The sequence below is a fragment of the Sulfuricystis multivorans genome (assembly GCF_003966565.1).
GTDB lineage: Bacteria > Pseudomonadota > Gammaproteobacteria > Burkholderiales > Rhodocyclaceae > Sulfuricystis > Sulfuricystis multivorans.
The window spans coordinates 398,041-414,731 of the sequence record NZ_AP018718.1 but is presented as its reverse complement, the minus strand read 5'-3'; the positions used below and the strand labels follow the sequence as shown (position 1 = coordinate 414,731).

The following is a 16,691-nucleotide window of genomic DNA, read 5'->3' as shown; positions in this document are numbered from 1 at the left end:
CTGATCAAACATTCGGAGCCCCTATGTCCCTCAGCGTAGAAGCCATTCAAGAAGCCCTCAAGGCTGTCATCGACCCCAACACCGGCAAGGACCTCGTCAGCACCCGGAGCACCAAGAACATCAAGATCAGTGGAGCCGACGTCTCGCTCGACGTCGAACTCGGCTACCCCGCCAAAAGCCAGATCGACTCGATCCGCAAGATGGTCATCGACGCGATCAAGACCGTGCCCGGCGTCGGCAACGTCTCGGCCAATGTCACTCAGAAGATCGTCTCACATGCGGTGCAAAAAGGCGTCAAGCTGATCCCGGGCGTCAAGAACATCATCGCGGTAGCCTCCGGCAAAGGCGGCGTCGGCAAGTCGACCACCGCCGTCAACCTGGCGCTGGCGCTCGCCGCCGAAGGCGCCAATGTCGGCCTGTTGGATGCCGACATCTACGGTCCCTCCCAGCCGCAGATGCTGGGCATCCCGGACAGCCAGCCGGAATCGACCGATGGCCGCAAGCTCGAACCAATGATCGCACATGGCATCCAGGCCATGTCGATCGGCTTTTTGATCGACCCGGAAACGCCGATGGTCTGGCGCGGCCCGATGGTCACCCAGGCGCTCAACCAGCTCCTTGGTGACACCCACTGGAAAGACCTCGACTATCTGGTCGTCGATCTGCCGCCGGGCACCGGCGACATCCAGCTCACCCTGGCCCAGCAGGTACCGGTCACCGGCGCGGTGATCGTCACCACGCCGCAGGACATCGCGCTGCTCGATGCCAGGAAGGGTCTCAAGATGTTCGAGAAGGTCGGCATCCCGATCCTGGGCATCGTCGAGAACATGAGCATTCACATCTGCTCGAAATGTGGTCACGAGGAGCACATCTTCGGCGAAGGCGGCGGCAAGAAGATGTGCGAGGACTACGAAGTCGAATTCCTCGGCGCCCTACCGCTCGACAGGAACATCCGCGAGCAGGTCGATTCCGGGCATCCGACCGTCGTCGCCGACCCGAATGGCCGCGTCGCCGAGATCTACCGCGCCATCGCCCGGCGCATCGGCGTCAAGATCGCCGAACAGGCCAAGGATCATTCGTCGAAATTCCCGACCATCGTCGTGCAAAATACATGAGGCTGCCCAGATTTGTGGTCTAATTTACAACGCCTCCGCATGCCGGAGGCGTTGTCTTTTGGGAGACGCCCGCATGAGCATCAAGTCGGACAAATGGATTCGCCGCATGGCGCGGGAGTACGGCATGATCGAGCCGTTTTCTCCCGAGCTGGTGCGCGAAGTGGATGGTCAGAAGATCGTCTCCTACGGCACTTCGAGCTACGGCTACGACATCCGCTGTGCGGACGAATTCCGCGTGTTCACCAACATCAACCACACCATCGTCGACCCCAAGGCCTTCGATCCCGATTCCTTCGTCGAGGTCTCAGGCAAGGGCTATTGCGTGATCCCACCGAACTCGTTTGCGCTCGCGCGCACCGTCGAGTATTTCCGCATCCCGAGAAGCGTTTTGACCATTTGCCTCGGCAAGAGCACCTATGCGCGCTGCGGCATCATCGTCAACGTCACCCCCTTCGAGCCGGAATGGGAAGGCTACGTGACGCTCGAGTTCTCCAACACCACCCCGCTGCCCGCCAAAATCTATGCTGGTGAAGGCTGCGCCCAGGTGATCTTCTTCGAATCCGACGAGATCTGCGAAACCTCCTACCGCGACCGCGGCGGGAAATACCAGGGGCAGGTCGGCGTCACTCTGCCAAAGATCTAGGCCTAGCGCGTAGCCGCACTCTGACATCGATGGCCCGCCGCCGGCTGCCCGGGGCGGGTCTTTGCTTTTCGGGAGAGAATCCAGATGCGTTTTCATTTTCCTGTCATCATCATCGACGAGGATTTCCGCTCGGAGAACGCCTCGGGGCTGGGTATCCGCGTGCTGGCGGAAGCGATCGAAAAAGAGGGCCTCGACGTGCTCGGCGTCACCAGTTATGGCGATCTGGCCTCCTTCGCCCAGCAGCAGAGCCGGGCATCGGCCTTCATTCTGTCGATCGACGATGAAGAGCTCGCCACCGAGGCGGAGAAAACCATCACCGAGCTGAGAACCTTCGTCTCGGAGATTCGCTTTCGCAACGCCGAAATCCCGATCTTCCTGCACGGCGAAACGCGCACCTCGCGGCACATCCCGAACGACGTGCTCAGAGAGCTGCACGGCTTCATCCACATGTACGAGGACACGCCGGAGTTCATCGCCCGCTACGTGGTGCGCGAGGCCCGCGCCTACCTCGACAGCCTGCCGCCCCCCTTCTTCCGCGCGCTGACCCACTATGCCGCCGACGGCTCCTATTCTTGGCATTGCCCTGGCCATTCCGGCGGTGTCGCCTTCCTGAAATCGCCGGTCGGCCAGATGTTCCATCAGTTCTTCGGCGAGAACATGCTCAGGGCCGACGTCTGCAATGCGGTCGAGGAACTCGGCCAGCTGCTCGACCACACCGGCCCGGTGGCGGCTGCCGAGCGCAATGCCGCGCGCATCTTCAATGCCGACCATCTCTTTTTCGTCACCAACGGCACCTCGACCTCGAACAAGATCGTCTGGCATTCGACCGTCGCACCCGGCGACGTGGTGATCGTGGACCGCAACTGCCACAAGTCGGTCCTCCATGCGATCATCATGACAGGGGCGATTCCGGTGTTCCTGATGCCGACGCGCAACAACTACGGCATCATCGGGCCGATCCCGAAGAGCGAGTTCGAATGGCAGAACATCCAGAAGAAGATCGCCGCCCATCCGTTCGCCTCCCAGGTCGAAGGCAAACCGCGCGTACTGACGATCACCCAGAGCACCTATGACGGCATCCTCTACAACGTCGAGGAAATCAAGGAAATGCTCGACGGCTACATCGACACGTTGCACTTCGACGAAGCCTGGCTGCCGCATGCCGCCTTCCACGAGTTCTACGGCGACTATCACGCGATCGGCGCCAATCGTCCGCGCTGCAGGGAGTCGATGGTGTTCTCCACGCAGTCGACGCACAAGCTGCTCGCCGGTCTGTCCCAGGCTTCGCAAATCCTCGTTCAGGATGCCGAGAACCACAGGCTCGATCGCGACGTGTTCAACGAAGCCTACCTGATGCACACCTCGACTTCGCCGCAGTACGCGATCATCGCTTCCTGCGATGTCGCCGCGGCGATGATGGAAGAGCCCGGCGGCACCGCGCTGGTCGAGGAATCGATCAAGGAGGCGCTCGATTTCCGCCGCGCGATGCGCAAGGTCAGCAAGGAGTTCGGTACCGACTGGTGGTTCCAGGTCTGGGGGCCGAATGATCTTTCCGAGGAGGGCATCGAGGAACGCGAGGCCTGGATGCTCAAACCGGGCGAGCGCTGGCACGGCTTCGGCAAGCTCGCCAAGGGATTCAATCTGCTCGATCCGATCAAGGCCACGGTCATCACCCCGGGCCTCGATGTCGATGGCGATTTCGCCGACTGGGGCATCCCCGCGGCGATCGTCACCAAGTATCTCGCCGAACATGGCGTGATCGTCGAGAAATGCGGGCTCTACAGCTTTTTCATCATGTTCACGATCGGCATCACCAAGGGCCGTTGGAACACGATGGTGACCGAGCTGCAGCAGTTCAAGGATGATTACGACGAGAACCAGCCGCTATGGAAGGTGCTGCCGGAATTCGTCGCCAAATATCCACGCTATGAACGCATCGGCCTCAAGGAACTTTGTGCCCAGATCCATGGCGTCTACAAAGCCAACGACATCGCCCGGCTGACCACCGAAATGTATACCTCCGACATGGTGCCGGCGATGCGGCCTGCCGATGCCTTCGCCAAGATGGCGCATCGCGAAATCGAACGGGTGCCGATCGACAAGCTCGAAGGGCGCATCACGGCAGTATTGCTCACGCCGTATCCGCCCGGCATTCCGCTGCTGATCCCGGGCGAACGTTTCAATGCGACGATCGTGCGCTACCTCCAATTCGCCCGCGAGTTCAATGCCCGTTTCCCCGGCTTCGAAACCGATATCCACGGCCTCGTCAAGGCGGACGGCAACGGGTATTACGTCGACTGTGTCCGCTCGTAAGTGACGAAGGCGTAAGCCAGTCCATTGGCCGAGCGGCCAGCGACACGCCCTGTCTCGCGCCATTCGGCACGTGCGAAGGCGGGGAAGAAAGCATCGCCTTCGACATCGACATCGATCTCGGTGAGCTCCAGCCGATCGGCGAGCGGCAGCGCATGGGCGTAGAGCTCGGCGCCGCCGATCACGAATGCCGTCCCCCCAGCGCCGACTTTGCTCAGCGCGGCGGCGAGCGAATGCGCCACCGTCGCACCCGGCGCGACATAGTCGACGTTGCGCGTCACGACGATGTTCTCGCGCCCGGGCAGAGGCCGGAATTTTTCCGGCAGCGATTCCCAGGTCTTGCGGCCCATGATCACCGTGTGTCCCAGGGTGAGCGCCTTGAAATGCTGCAAATCTTCCGGCAGACGCCAAGGCAATGCGTTGCTCTTGCCGATCACGCCGTTTTTCGCCACGGCCGCGATGATGACGATCATCCTAAAAACCCCAGTTAACCGCTCCTGAAGGCAAAAAATGCCTGAGAAGATCGAAAGATGTCTCACTGATTCCGCTCACCGGAGAGGTGACCCTGCTACGCACCCCCTGGCACGCGCCGACGGGCGCCTGGCTTTGTTGCTCCTCCTTGCAGGCATGAGCCTGCTGCGTCGTCGCGTCGCGCCATCCGCCCGCCGGCACGCACCATCGGGCGCGTCCAACTGAGGTTTTTAGGATCATTGTGGACGCAAGCGCCGATAGAGATCGAGATACCGTTCGGCCGGTCGTGCCCAGCCGAAATCACGCGCCATGCCGTTTTTCTGCAACGCGCGCCAGCTCGGTTTGTCATGCCAGAAAGCGTTGGCGCGACGCAGCGTCTCGATGAGCGCCTCGGGGGTCGCCGGCCCGCAGACGAAGCCATTCGCGCTACCCGCGGCGAGCGTCTCGGCTGTGCAATCGGTCACCGTGTCGGCCAAACCCCCGGTGGCGCGCACCAGGGGTGGCGTGCCATAGGCGAGGCTGTACATCTGGTTCAGGCCGCAGGGTTCGAAACGCGAGGGCATCAGAAAGCAGTCCGCGCCAGCCTCGATGCGATGCGCGAGGGGCTCACTGAAGCCGATGCATACCGCGACCTGACCCGGATGGCGCTCGGCCAGCGCAGCGAAGGCCTTTTCCAGCGTCTTGTCGCCGCCGCCCAACACGGCGAGCTGCGCCGGCAGGGCGACGAGGGCATCACCGATCGCGGCTACGAGATCGAGGCCCTTCTGATGCGTCAGTCGGCTCACCACGCCAAACAGCGGACAATCATCGCGTTCCGCCAGGCCGAGCTCGCGTTGCAGCGCGCGCTTGCATTGCGCCTTGCCGGTAAGATGCGCGCGGTCGAAATGCGCCGGCAGATGAATATCGGTCGCCGGATTCCAGACCTCGGTGTCGATGCCGTTGAGGATGCCCGAAAGCTGTGCGGCGCGGCTTTGCAGCAAGCCGGCAAGTCCCATGCCGCCGTCTTCGGTCTGGATCTCGCGCGCATAGGTTGGACTCACGGTGGTGATCCAATCGGCATGGCGTAGGCCGGCCTTGAGAAAGGACATCTGGCCATAGTATTCGACGCCATCGATGTGCCAGTCCTTGCCGGTCAGCGCCAGATCGTCGAGCAGCTGGGGGGCGAACACGCCCTGGAAGGCGAGATTGTGGATCGTCATCACCGAGGCGGCACCGCCCGGCTCGTAAAAACGCAGATAGTAGGGGGCAAGACCGGTCTGCCAGTCATTGCAGTGGAGAATGTCGGGACGCCAGTCGAGCGGCGAGGCATTGCCGGCCAGCCGCGCCGCGACTCTCGACAGCAGTCCGAAGCGCAAATGGTTGTCGAGCCAATCGCGGCCTTCAGGCCCCAAATAGGGATTGCCCGGCCGGTCGAAGAGCGCTGGGCAGTCGAGCAGCAGGAAAGCAGGAGTACCCGCAGCTTGGGCGAGGAACAGTTCGGAGGCCGGCAACTGCCCCCCGAATGCCGGCAGACGTATGAGCGGCTGGGCATCGGGAAACGCCGCGGCGAGCGCCGGATAGCGCGGCACCAGCACACGCACGTCGCAACCGGCCCGCATCAGCGCCGCTGGCAGCGCCGCCGCGACATCACCCAGGCCGCCGGTCTTGACCCAGGGGGCGATCTCGGGAGTAACGAACAGGATCTTCATGGCCGGCATGCGGCAATCAGTCCCGCGGTGGAGCTGTCGACACCTTCGATCTTTGCCTTGCCCTCGATCATCGGCAGCAGGGAATTGGCGATCTGCTTGCCATATTCGACACCCCATTGGTCGAAGGCGTCGAGATGCCAGAGCACGCCGAGGGTGAAGACCTTATGCTCGTACATCGCGATCAGCGCGCCCAGCGTGAAGGGATCGAGCCGGGGCAGCAAGAGCGTCGTCGAAGGCTGATTGCCGGGAAAGATCTTGTAAGGCGCCAGAAAGTCGGGGGCGGGTGCGCCGGCGGCCATGAGCTCCGCGCGCGCCTCCGCTTCGGTTTTGCCCTTCATCAGCGCGGCGCTCTGCGCGAAGCAGTTGGCGAGCAGCTTCTCGTGATGGCCAGGGAGCGGATAGTCGGGCGTGCGGCAGACGATGAATTCGCAAGAAAGCGCGCGTCCGCCCTGGTGCAGGAGCTGATAGAAAGCGTGCTGGCCGTTGGTGCCCGGCTCGCCCCAGACGATCGGCAGCGTCGGGCAGCCGACCGGCTTGCCGTCGCGGTCGATCTGCTTGCCGAGGCTCTCCATCTCGAGTTGTTGCAGGTAGCGCGGCAAGAGTCCCAGCGACTGGCTGTAGGGCAGCAGCGCACGCGTCTGTAGATTGATGAAATCGGCATTCCACAGCTCGACGAGCGCCAAAAGCGCCGGCAGGTTTTCGAGTGGCGGCGCGGTGAAGAAATGCTCGTCCATCGCCCGCGCGCCGGCCAGTAGCGCTTCGAAGCGCTCGAAGCCGATGGCCAGCGCCAGCGGCAGGCCGATCGCCGACCACAACGAGAAACGGCCGCCAACCCAGTCCCAGAAGGCGAATGCGTTGTCCGGATCGATGCCGAAGGCAGCGACCTTGTCGAGCGCGGTAGACACTGCGACGAAATGGCGCCCGACGGCGGTAGCCCCCAGCGCGCCGGTGAGCCAGTTGCGCGCGGAAACGGCATTCTGCATCGTCTCCTGCGTCGTGAAGGTCTTGCTGGCGATGATGAACAGCGTGGTGCGCGGATCGAGACCGGCCAGCGTCGTCGCCAAATCGGCGCCGTCGAGGTTGGCAACGTAATGGACGCGAAGATGAGGCATGCGAAATGCGGCCAGCGCCTGCGTCGCCATGCGCGGTCCGAGATCGGAACCGCCGATGCCGATGTTGACCACATCGGTGATCGGTTCGCCGGTGGCGCCGCGCCATTGACCGGCATGCACGGCGGTGCAGAACTTGCGCATCTTGTCCAGCACCGCGAGCACATCGGGCATCACGTCTTGCCCGGCGACACGAATCGGCGCCGCATCTGGACCGAGATTGCGCAGGGCGATGTGCAGCACCGCGCGGTTCTCGGTGTGGTTGATCGGCTCGCCAGCGCGCATCCTGGCGATCCAGCCCGGCACGTCGGCGACATGCCACAGATCGGCGAGGAGCGGCAGCGTATCCGGTGTGATGCGCTGCTTGGACAGATCGAGCAGCCAGTCGTTCCAGCGCACCGACAAACGCGCGAAGCGCGTCGGGTCGTGGGCAAACAGGTCGCGCAGATGAACGTCGCGCAATCCATGGGCATGGCGCTCGACATGCTTCCAGGCGGGGGTGTTCAGGATCGGTGTCATCGCATCCTCACAGCCACAGCATCATGCCCATCTCGAAGGGATGGGTCAGCAGCTCATGGTGGGGATAGACGCGCAGCCGGTAATCGAGCTTGCCGCAGACGTCGGGCGTGAAATCGAGCGCGAAGATGCTGTCGCCCTGCTCGCCCGGCCCGCGATATTCGAGCAACAGCTTGCGCGGCGGCCGCGTGCGGCTGTCGGTGCCGGGACGCGACAGCAGCAATTCCACCGCCACGTCCTGCGGCGCCAGACCATCGAGATGGACGGCCAGCTCGAAGTGCAGGCTGGCGCCATAGGGAATGCGCTTGACTGGTGTGTCGATGCGCCGCAAGCGCACCTTGGGCCAGGCCTGGCGCACCTTCTGTTTCCAGCCCGCCAACGTGCGTGCGGCGGCATAACCATCGGCGCTTTTCTTGCGCCACTGCTGGTCGGCCGGCGCATAGAACTTGTGCAGATACTCGCCGACCATGCGCTGCGAATTGAAACGCGGCGTGATCGTCGCGATCGAGCGCTTGGCCATCGCCACCCAACCGGGTGAATAGCCCATCGGCCCGCGCGCGTAATACAGCGGGATCACCTTGTCCTGCAGGGTCTCGTAGAGCGAACGGCCTTCTTCCTGGTCGCGCCGTTCCTCGTCGAGGCTGCGCGAGGCCGGCTTGATCGCCCAACCGTTCGCGCCGCCATCGTCTTGATGGAAACCCTCACCCCACCAGCCGTCGAGCACCGATAGGTTGATGACGCCGTTCATCGACGCCTTCATGCCCGAGGTACCGGAGGCTTCGAGTGGATAGACCGGATTGTTCAGCCAGACATCGACGCCCGCGACGAGGCGGCGCGCCAGGCGCAGGTCATAGCCTTCGACGAGCAGGATGTGGCCCTCGAATTCCGGCATCTGCGCCACCTCATGGACGCGCCGGATCAGCGCCTGGCCGGGCTGGTCGGCCGGATGCGCCTTGCCGGCGAAGACGAACAGCACCGGCCGCTCCGGATTGCAGATCAAGCGCCGCAACAGCTCGAGGTCGCGAAACAGCAGCGTGGCGCGCTTGTAGGTGGCGAAGCGGCGCGCGAAGCCAATCGTCAGGACGTTGGGATTTTCCGGATCGGCGAGCTGCAACAGCCGGTCGATGTGGGCCTGCGAACACTGGTTGCGCGTGTATTGCTCGGTGATGCGGTGGCGCACCAGATAGAGCATTTCGGCCTTGATCGACTGGCGGATGCTCCAGAAGGTGTGATCGGGAATCGCATGCACTTGCGCCCAGGTCTGCGCATCGGTAAGCCGCTGGCGCCAGGCTGGCCCGAGCACACGGTCGAAGGTGTCGTGCCAATGGTCGGAAAGGAACGTCGGCACATGAACCCCGTTGGTGACATAGTCCATCGGGTTTTCTTCGGGGTCGATCTGTGGCCACAACTTGCGGCAGATTTCCGCGGAGACGTCGCCGTGGATGCGCGAGACGCCATTCTGGAAACGTGAACCGCGAACCGCCAGACCGGTCATGTTGAATTCGGGTGTATCGTCGATGCGTCCCAAGGCCAGCAGGCTACCGACCTCGCAGCCCATATCGTGACAGCATTCCTCGAAATACTTGCGGATCATCTCGTCGCTGAAATGATCGTGGCCGGCCGGCACCGGCGTATGGGTGGTGAACACCGTGTTGCTGGCGACGACTTCGAGCGCAGCATCGAAATCGAGACCGCTCTTGATCAAGTCGCGCATGCGTTCGAGTACCAGGAACGCGGCGTGACCTTCGTTGATGTGCCAGACGGTCGGCTTCAAGCCCAACGCGGCGAGCGTCCGCACGCCCCCCATCCCCAGCACGATCTCCTGCTCGATGCGCGTCGTGCGGTCGCCGCCGTAGAGCTGATGGGTGATGTCGCGGTCGTGCGGCGAGTTCTCCTCGAGATCGGTATCGAGCAGATACAACGACACATGGCCGATGCGCGCCTTCCAGACCTTGACCCAGACATCACGCCCTGGCAGACGCACACTGATCTTCAATTCGCCACCGTCCGGCCCGACGACGGGGGTGACCGGCAGGTCGTCGAAATCGGCATCGTTGTAGAGCGCATGCTGACGACCTTCGCCGTCGATGCTCTGCAGGAAATAGCCCTGACGATAGAGCAGGCCGACGCCGACGAACGGCAAGTTCATGTCGCTCGCCGTCTTGCAGTGATCGCCGGCGAGGATGCCCAGGCCGCCGGAATAGATCGGCAGACTCTCATGAAAACCGAATTCGGCGCAGAAATAGGCGATCAGCGCGCCTTCCGGCAGCTGATGCCCCTGGTCGCGGCGCAGCGCATCGTGATAAGTGTCATAGGCCGACAGCACATGGGCGAGCGCGCCGAGAAACACCGGATCTTCCGCCGCCTCCTCGAGACGGCGCTGATCGACGCGTTTGAGAAAGGCCTTCGGGCTGTGGCCGACCGCGCCCCACAGCTTGCTGCCGAGACGCGCGAACAGTGTGCGCGTGGGGCGATCCCAGCTATACCAGAGGTTATTGGCGAGTTCTTCGAGGCGCGCAAGGCGCGCCGGAAGCTTGGGATTGATTTCGAGTTGGAACAAGGTACCAGCCATTTTTTTCCCGTTTTTCGAGGTGGATGGCGATTTTACGCCTCACCGCCGCCAGGCCATTGCATCGGAAGAAGCGGGGCCAGGTCTTGGCAGGCCATTGCGACATGTCTCGGTCGCTGCGCTTCATGCGCCTTGCATCTAGCCATCCTGGTGACGTTTTGCAACGGCCTGTTGGGCGAGGTGCCTAGCGGATGTGGTGGATCTTCTGCCCGAGCATCTCCGGCGTCACGAGGCAGATGCCTTTCGGCGTGACGTGGAAGCGCTTGCGATCTTCTTCCGGGTCATAGCCGATCACCATCCCTTCCGGCACCTTGCAGTTCTTGTCGATCACCGCGCGGCGGATCTTGCAATGGCGGCCGATCTCGGCATTCGGCAGCACCACGGAATCCTCCACGAGCGCCCAACTATGCACGAACACGCGCGAGAACAGCAACGAGCGGCGCACCACGGCACCGCTGATGATGTCGCCGCCCGAGACCAACGAATCGATCGCCATACCGCGCCGCTCGTCCTCGTCGAAGACGAACTTGGCTGGCGGCAGCTGTTCCTGATGCGTCCAGATCGGCCAGTCCTCGTCGTACATGTTGAGCTCGGGCGATACCTTGGTCAGCTCGATGTTCGCCTCCCAGTAAGCGTCAACCGTGCCGACATCACGCCAGTATGGCACGCCGTTTTCCGGGATGCCGACACAGCTTTCGACGAAGTCGTGCGCATAAGCCAGGTAGCGGCTGATGATGTGCGGGATGACGTTCTTGCCGAAGTCGTGATCCGAATGCGGATCATCGGCATCGCGGATCAGCTGTTCGTAGAGGAAGCTCGCATTGAAGACATACACGCCCATGTTGACCAGCGCGCGGTCTGGCCGGCCAGGAATCGATGCCGGCTGTTTCGGCTTCTCGATGAAGCTGACGATGCGGCGTTCTTCATTCACACCCATCACGCCGAAGGCACTCGCCTCCTCGATCGGCACATCCATGCAGGCAATGGTCAGATCTGCCTCGGTCTGCACATGCTGCGCGAGCAAGCGGCCGTAGTCCATCTTGTAGATGTGGTCGCCCGAGAGGATCAGCACGTACTTCGGCTCGTTGCGGCGCAACAGGTCGATGTTCTGGAATACCGCGTCGGCGGTGCCTTGATACCAGTCTTCGCCGATCTGCTGCTGCGCCGGCAATAGGTCGATGAATTCGTCGAAACGCCCGTCGAGGAAACTCCAGCCGCGCTGCAGATGGCGGATCAGGCTTTGCGCCTTGTATTGCGTCGCCACACCGATGCGCCGGATGCCTGAATTGACACAGTTGGAGAGCGTGAAGTCGATGATGCGGAACTTGCCGCCAAAAGGCACGGCAGGCTTGGCGCGCCAGTCGGTGAGCTGCATCAGCCGGCTGCCGCGTCCACCGGCGAGGATGATCGCATAGGTGGAACGGGTCAGATGGCTGACGAAACGACCATGCGGCGCATGCGGGTCGTTGAATGGCAGATCATGTTGCATGAATCACTCCCTGTTGTCGTTTCCCAGGCAAGCCCGCCGCATCGTTTGTCTTGTTGCGCCATCGGCGCACTCCCTCTGGCGGGCGGGAGCGGTTGCTCGGGATGTGCGTATTATGGCTTGAGAATGCCCTCGCGCAGCAAGCGATCGATTTCCGCTTCGGCCTGCAGCCAGTCTTCCATCTCGCTGCCGCCCCGGAAACCGCGCCGCTCGGCGATGTAGTAGGCCGCCACTTCGACATACAGGCGCCGCTGCTCGGGTGTCAGCTCGGGCAGCGTCGGCGTCTGCGTGGCTGCCGGAGCAACATCGGCTTGCTTCGCAGCCGGCGTCTTCGGCTTCGTAGTCTTTTTCGCTGCCGTGGCCTTTGCGGCAGACGTCTTCTTCGCGGTCGAAAGCTTGGCCGTATCACTAGACTTCGCGGTGGCCTTCGGCTTGCTGCGCGCGTTGCCGGACTTCTTTACCGGTTCGTCGGTCGTCTTGGTGGCTGTGGTCATGGTTTGGGTCTCCTCGCATGATGATGTTTCTTCGACCTGTCAAAATCCATCCTTATACACTTTACATGTGACGGAATGTTGACAACGGTCAACGAAACGCGCCGCTTTGCAAAGCGGCGGCGGCCCCCTGCAAACCGATGTCCGGGTCAGTCACCACCGCGACAGGTATGCGGCGCACCAATTCCGCATGCTCGGCTTTGTCATTGAAGGCTGCCACGAAACCACTGCTGCCCAGCTCGGGCAAAAGATGTTGCGTAACGCCACCAGCGAGGAACACACCACCATGCGCCAGCACTGCCAGCGCCATGTCGCCGGCAAAGGCGCCGTAGGCCGTGCAGAACACCTCCAGCGTGCGCAGGGCTGCCGGCTCGTTCTGCCGTGCCCGCGCGAGGATCGCCGCTGCGTCGAGCTCCTCCCCGGCCAGGATACGGTGGAGGTTCTCCATCCCCGGTCCGGAAATGACCCGTTCCGCCGTGACGCGGCCATAGCGCGCCTGCAACGCTCGCCAAGTCTGCCATTGCGTCTCGTCAAGCGGCGCAAAGCCGATGTGCCCCCCTTCGCTGGGCAGAATGCGACCGCCAGCAATGATCGCCATGCCCAGCCCGGTGCCTGCGCCAAGCACCAGTTTCACGCCCTCCTGGCATGGCTCACCTGCCTGCAAGAAGATCATCTGCTCGGATTTCAGCGCCGCGATGCCATGGGCGACCGCAGCGAAATCGTTGATCAACCGCACTCGGCCAAGGCCGAATCGCGCCTCCAGAAGAGCGCAATCGATTTGCCAAGGCAGGTTGGTCACCTTCGCCGAGCGCCCATCGTTGGCCACCGGCCCGGCCACGGCGAGACAACCGCCATCGATCGGCGTATTCACCTCGCGCAGATACGCGGCCAACAGATCATCGAAAGTCGCAAACTCGGCGCTGGCGAAACGGCAGCGCGCGTTACTCCGCCCAGCATCATCGACGAGCGCAAGCAGCGTCTTGGTACCGCCGATGTCGCCGATCAGTTTCATCGCTCAAACCGCCACCGGTGCCGGAATATGCGGATGCGGGTCATAACCTTCGAGTGTGAAATCCTCGAAGCGGAAGGCGAAGATGTCCTGCACCACCGGGTTGAGCTTCATCGTCGGCAAAGGGCGGGGCTCACGCGTCAATTGCAGCCGCGCCTGGTCGAGGTGATTGCTGTAGAGGTGCGCATCCCCCAGCGTATGGATGAATTCTCCCGGGCGTAAGCCGCAGACCTGCGCGACCATCAGCGTCAGCAAGGCATAGGAGGCGATGTTGAACGGCACGCCGAGAAAGATGTCGGCGCTCCTCTGGTAGAGCTGGCAGCTCAATTTGCCCTCGGCGACGTAGAACTGGAAGAGCAGATGGCAAGGCGGCAAGGCCATCCGGTCGATATCGGCCGGATTCCAGGCGGTGACGATGTGGCGGCGCGAGTCCGGGTTCTTCTTGAGGCCGTCGATGAGATGGGCGATCTGGTCGATCTCCTGGCCGTCACGTCCCGGCCAGTGGCGCCATTGATGGCCATAGACCGGCCCCAGATCGCCGTTGGCATCCGCCCACTCATCCCAAATCGTGACTTTGTTTTCCCTGAGATAGGCGATGTTGGTCTCACCGCGCAGAAACCAGAGCAACTCGTGGATGATCGAGCGCAGATGCAGCTTCTTGGTGGTCAGAAGCGGGAAACCCTCGGCAAGGTCGAAGCGCATCTGCCAGCCGAATACCGAACGGGTGCCGGTGCCGGTGCGATCGGACTTCTCGTGCCCCTGGTCGAGCACATGGCGCATGAGATCGAGGTATTGACGCATAATCCGAGCGATTATACGGAGCCCCCTCATGATCGCATTGCCCAAACTTTCCATCGCCGCCACGCCACGCGGCCAACACCGCCTGATCCTGATCCCCGCCGGCAAGACCCTGCCGGCCGGCTTGCCCGAAGGCAGATTCTGGGAAACTCTCTTGAAACGCAAGGAGATGAAAGCAGCGGAGCTCGCCAAGACGCCGCTTGGCGCCGATTTTCCCGACGGCACGCACGCGACGCTCTTCGCCTACGACCCGGCAAGGTCGCGCTTCGAGCGACTCACCGGACTGCGCAAGGCCCTCATGCCGCTGCTGGAAGAGTCGCCCAAGGCGCTGGCCATCGTGCCGCATGACGTCGATGACCTGGCGCTCTCCGATGCGCTCTATGTCGCGCTCGTCAATGGCGTGCCGCTGCCGCAGCAGAAAAAGAAAGCGCTCAAACCGCTGGCCGAAATCGTCTTGCCGTGCCGTCCCGCCAACGCCGAGTTTTGCATTGCCGCGGCGCGGGCGAACCTGCTGGCACGCGAGCTCACGGCGCTACCGCCCAACCGGCTCGACCCTTCGCACTATCGCGCGCGAATCCGCCAGCTCGCCAAAGAGCAAGGTTTTGCGCTCGAGGAATTCGATTTCAAGAAGCTCGAGAAAATGGGCGCCGGCGCGTTCTGCGCCGTGGCGCAAGGCTCGGATGACAACGGTGGCGGCGCCGCGATCGTGCATCTTTCCTGGCGCCCGAAGAAGGCCGCGAAACGCGTTGCGCTGATCGGCAAGGGCATCTGCTTTGATACTGGTGGCTTGAACCTCAAGCCGGCGAAATACATGACCGGCATGCACGAGGACATGGCCGGCTCGGCGGTTGCGCTGGCGCTGCTGTGCGCCGCTGCGGAACTGAAGCTGCCGATCGCGATCGACTGCTGGCTGGCCATCGCCAGGAACCACATCTCGCCGCGCGCCTATGCGCAAGGCGACATCGTCCGGGCGCTCGATGGCACGACGATCGAGGTGGTGCATACCGACGCCGAAGGTCGCATGGTGCTGGCCGATACGCTGGCGCTCGCCGTGAAAGGCGAACCAAAGCTGATGATCGATTTCGCCACGCTCACCGGCAGCATGATCACCGCGCTCGGCACGCGCTATTCCGGCGTGTTCGCCTCCGACGGCGATCTGGCGCATGCCGCGGTGCGCGCCGGACGGGAAAGCAGCGAGCGCGTCTGCGTCTTCCCGCAGGACGAGGATTACGAAGCGGCGCTCGAATCGAAGGTGGCCGATGTCAAGCAATGCACCTTGGAGGGAGAAGCCGACCACATCCTCGCCGCGCGCTTCCTCTCCCGCTTCGTTGGTCAAACGCCGTGGCTGCACGTCGATCTCGCCGCGGCGAGCTGCCAGGGGGGCCTCGGCGCGGTGGCGACCGACACCACCGGCTTTGGTGTCAATTGGGGGCTGGCTTTGCTGCAGACTTGGGCCGGAACGCCTTGACGACGGCCTCGTTCGTCTCGATGTAGGGCCCGCCGATCAGATCGATGCAGTAGGGCACCGCGGCGAAGATGCCATCGAGGGTTTCCTTGATCGCCTTGGGCTGGCCGGGCAGGTTGAGGATCAGTGTCTTGCCGCGAATCACGCCCACCTGCCGAGAAAGGATCGCCGTCGGCACATATTTCAGACTCACCGCGCGCATCTGCTCGCCGAAACCCGGCATCACCTTGTGCGCAACCGCCAATGTCGCCTCGGGCGTCACGTCGCGCGGTGCCGGCCCCGTGCCGCCCGTGGTGAGCACGAGGTGGCAGCCGACGGTATCAGCGAGTTCGATCAAGGTTTGCTCGATCACCAGCTGCTCGTCTGGAATCAGCCGGCATTCCATGCGCCAGGGCGAAGCAAGCGCCGCGGCAAACCACTCCTTGAGCGCCGGAATACCCTTGTCCTCATAGACGCCGGAGGAGGCCCTATCGGAAATCGACACCAGGCCGATCAACAATTCATTGTCCATCGAGTTCCCTCAATACGCGGAAGAGTTCGCGAAAGGCGCGCGGCGGTTTGCCCAATTCCTGCTCCTTGAGTGCATTGCGGCGCAGCTGGCGCAGCTTTTGGAGATCGGCATCCGGGTGTATCGCCGCGATTTCGCCAATCACTTTTTCATCGGCCAGCAAGCGCGCGCGCAGCCGTTCGAGCGCATGCTGGCGGGCATTGGCGAGGGCAGAAATGCCACGAATGTCGTCGAGCGCCGCGCGGATCGGCTCGGCATCGAGATTGCGCATCAGCCGGCCGATGAACTGCAGCTGACGGCGCCGCGCCTCGTGCTGCGTGAAGCGCTGTGCATCGCGCACGGCTTCGCGCAATTCCTCCGGCAGATCGATTTTCTTCAGCTGCTCGGCCGAGAGCGCGACCAATTCCTCGCCGAGCGCCTGCAGCTCGATCATCGCGCGCTTGAGAGCGCTCTTGCTGGGCTTTTCCAGTGTTTCCACAGGTAAGATTATAACTTTGCCACTTTCATCCCCCT

14 protein-coding genes are annotated in these 16,691 nt (G+C 62.8%); 4 read left to right on the top strand and 10 right to left on the bottom strand.

What is annotated here, in order from left to right; all coding sequences use genetic code 11:
• Positions 1–23 precede the first annotated feature (23 nt).
• The 3 genes from apbC to EL335_RS01965 all read left to right on the top strand — a co-directional run bounded on the left by apbC (position 24) and on the right by EL335_RS01965 (position 4,071).
• The gene (gene apbC / locus EL335_RS01975) at positions 24–1,115 is read left to right on the top strand and encodes an iron-sulfur cluster carrier protein ApbC (RefSeq protein WP_126443999.1); all 1,092 of its coding nucleotides are present in this window, start codon (positions 24–26) and stop codon (positions 1,113–1,115) included.
• Positions 1,116–1,188: 73 nt separating this feature from the next.
• Positions 1,189–1,758, top strand: coding sequence for a dCTP deaminase (dcd, locus tag EL335_RS01970; RefSeq protein ID WP_126443998.1), 570 nt, complete (start codon positions 1,189–1,191; stop codon positions 1,756–1,758).
• An 84-nt stretch (positions 1,759–1,842) separates the two neighbouring features.
• Complete coding sequence (locus EL335_RS01965) at positions 1,843–4,071, top strand: arginine/lysine/ornithine decarboxylase (RefSeq protein ID WP_126443997.1); 2,229 nt, start codon at positions 1,843–1,845, stop codon at positions 4,069–4,071.
• On the opposite strand, the gene EL335_RS01960 is transcribed toward EL335_RS01965, so the two are convergent.
• The 8 genes from EL335_RS01960 to EL335_RS01925 form a co-directional block, all read right to left on the bottom strand.
• Positions 4,047–4,541 carry a dihydrofolate reductase gene (locus tag EL335_RS01960; protein WP_126443996.1) on the bottom strand — a complete coding sequence of 165 codons (495 nt, stop codon included), beginning with the start codon at positions 4,539–4,541 and terminating at the stop codon, positions 4,047–4,049. The genes EL335_RS01965 and EL335_RS01960 overlap by 25 nt on opposite strands.
• Before the next feature lie 234 nt (positions 4,542–4,775).
• The gene (glgA, locus tag EL335_RS01955; protein WP_348541421.1) at positions 4,776–6,227 is read right to left on the bottom strand and encodes a glycogen synthase GlgA; all 1,452 of its coding nucleotides are present in this window, start codon (positions 6,225–6,227) and stop codon (positions 4,776–4,778) included.
• Positions 6,224–7,855: a glucose-6-phosphate isomerase gene (pgi, locus tag EL335_RS01950; RefSeq protein ID WP_126443994.1), complete on the bottom strand. Its 1,632-nt coding sequence runs from the start codon at positions 7,853–7,855 to the stop codon at positions 6,224–6,226. Before pgi ends, glgA begins: the two co-directional genes overlap by 4 nt.
• A 7-nt stretch (positions 7,856–7,862) precedes the next feature.
• Positions 7,863–10,424 carry an alpha-glucan family phosphorylase gene (gene glgP / locus EL335_RS01945; RefSeq protein WP_126443993.1) on the bottom strand — a complete coding sequence of 854 codons (2,562 nt, stop codon included), beginning with the start codon at positions 10,422–10,424 and terminating at the stop codon, positions 7,863–7,865.
• 181 nt (positions 10,425–10,605) lie between these two features.
• A complete protein-coding gene (glgC, locus tag EL335_RS01940; protein WP_126443992.1) occupies positions 10,606–11,910 on the bottom strand; it encodes a glucose-1-phosphate adenylyltransferase in 1,305 nt (434 codons plus the stop codon).
• Between the two features lie 110 nt (positions 11,911–12,020).
• A complete protein-coding gene (locus EL335_RS01935) occupies positions 12,021–12,401 on the bottom strand; it encodes a DUF2934 domain-containing protein (protein ID WP_126443991.1) in 381 nt (126 codons plus the stop codon).
• 88 nt (positions 12,402–12,489) lie between these two features.
• Positions 12,490–13,410, bottom strand: a complete 921-nt coding sequence (gene glk / locus EL335_RS01930; protein ID WP_126443990.1) for a glucokinase — start codon at positions 13,408–13,410, stop codon at positions 12,490–12,492.
• 3 nt (positions 13,411–13,413) lie between these two features.
• Positions 13,414–14,208, bottom strand: coding sequence for a thymidylate synthase (locus EL335_RS01925; protein WP_126443989.1), 795 nt, complete (start codon positions 14,206–14,208; stop codon positions 13,414–13,416).
• A 28-nt stretch (positions 14,209–14,236) separates the two neighbouring features.
• Here EL335_RS01925 and EL335_RS01920 point away from each other — a divergent pair, with 28 nt between their 5' ends.
• Positions 14,237–15,673 carry a M17 family metallopeptidase gene (locus tag EL335_RS01920; protein WP_126443988.1) on the top strand — a complete coding sequence of 479 codons (1,437 nt, stop codon included), beginning with the start codon at positions 14,237–14,239 and terminating at the stop codon, positions 15,671–15,673.
• Here EL335_RS01920 and mog read toward each other — a convergent pair.
• Positions 15,627–16,181, bottom strand: a complete 555-nt coding sequence (gene mog, locus EL335_RS01915; RefSeq protein ID WP_126443987.1) for a molybdopterin adenylyltransferase — start codon at positions 16,179–16,181, stop codon at positions 15,627–15,629. The two genes, EL335_RS01920 and mog, sit on opposite strands and share 47 nt — an antisense overlap.
• On the bottom strand, positions 16,171–16,656 hold the full coding sequence (gene yjgA / locus EL335_RS01910; RefSeq protein WP_284155409.1) for a ribosome biogenesis factor YjgA: 486 nt from the start codon (positions 16,654–16,656) through the stop codon (positions 16,171–16,173). Before yjgA ends, mog begins: the two co-directional genes overlap by 11 nt.
• Between the last annotated feature and the right edge of the window lie 35 nt (positions 16,657–16,691).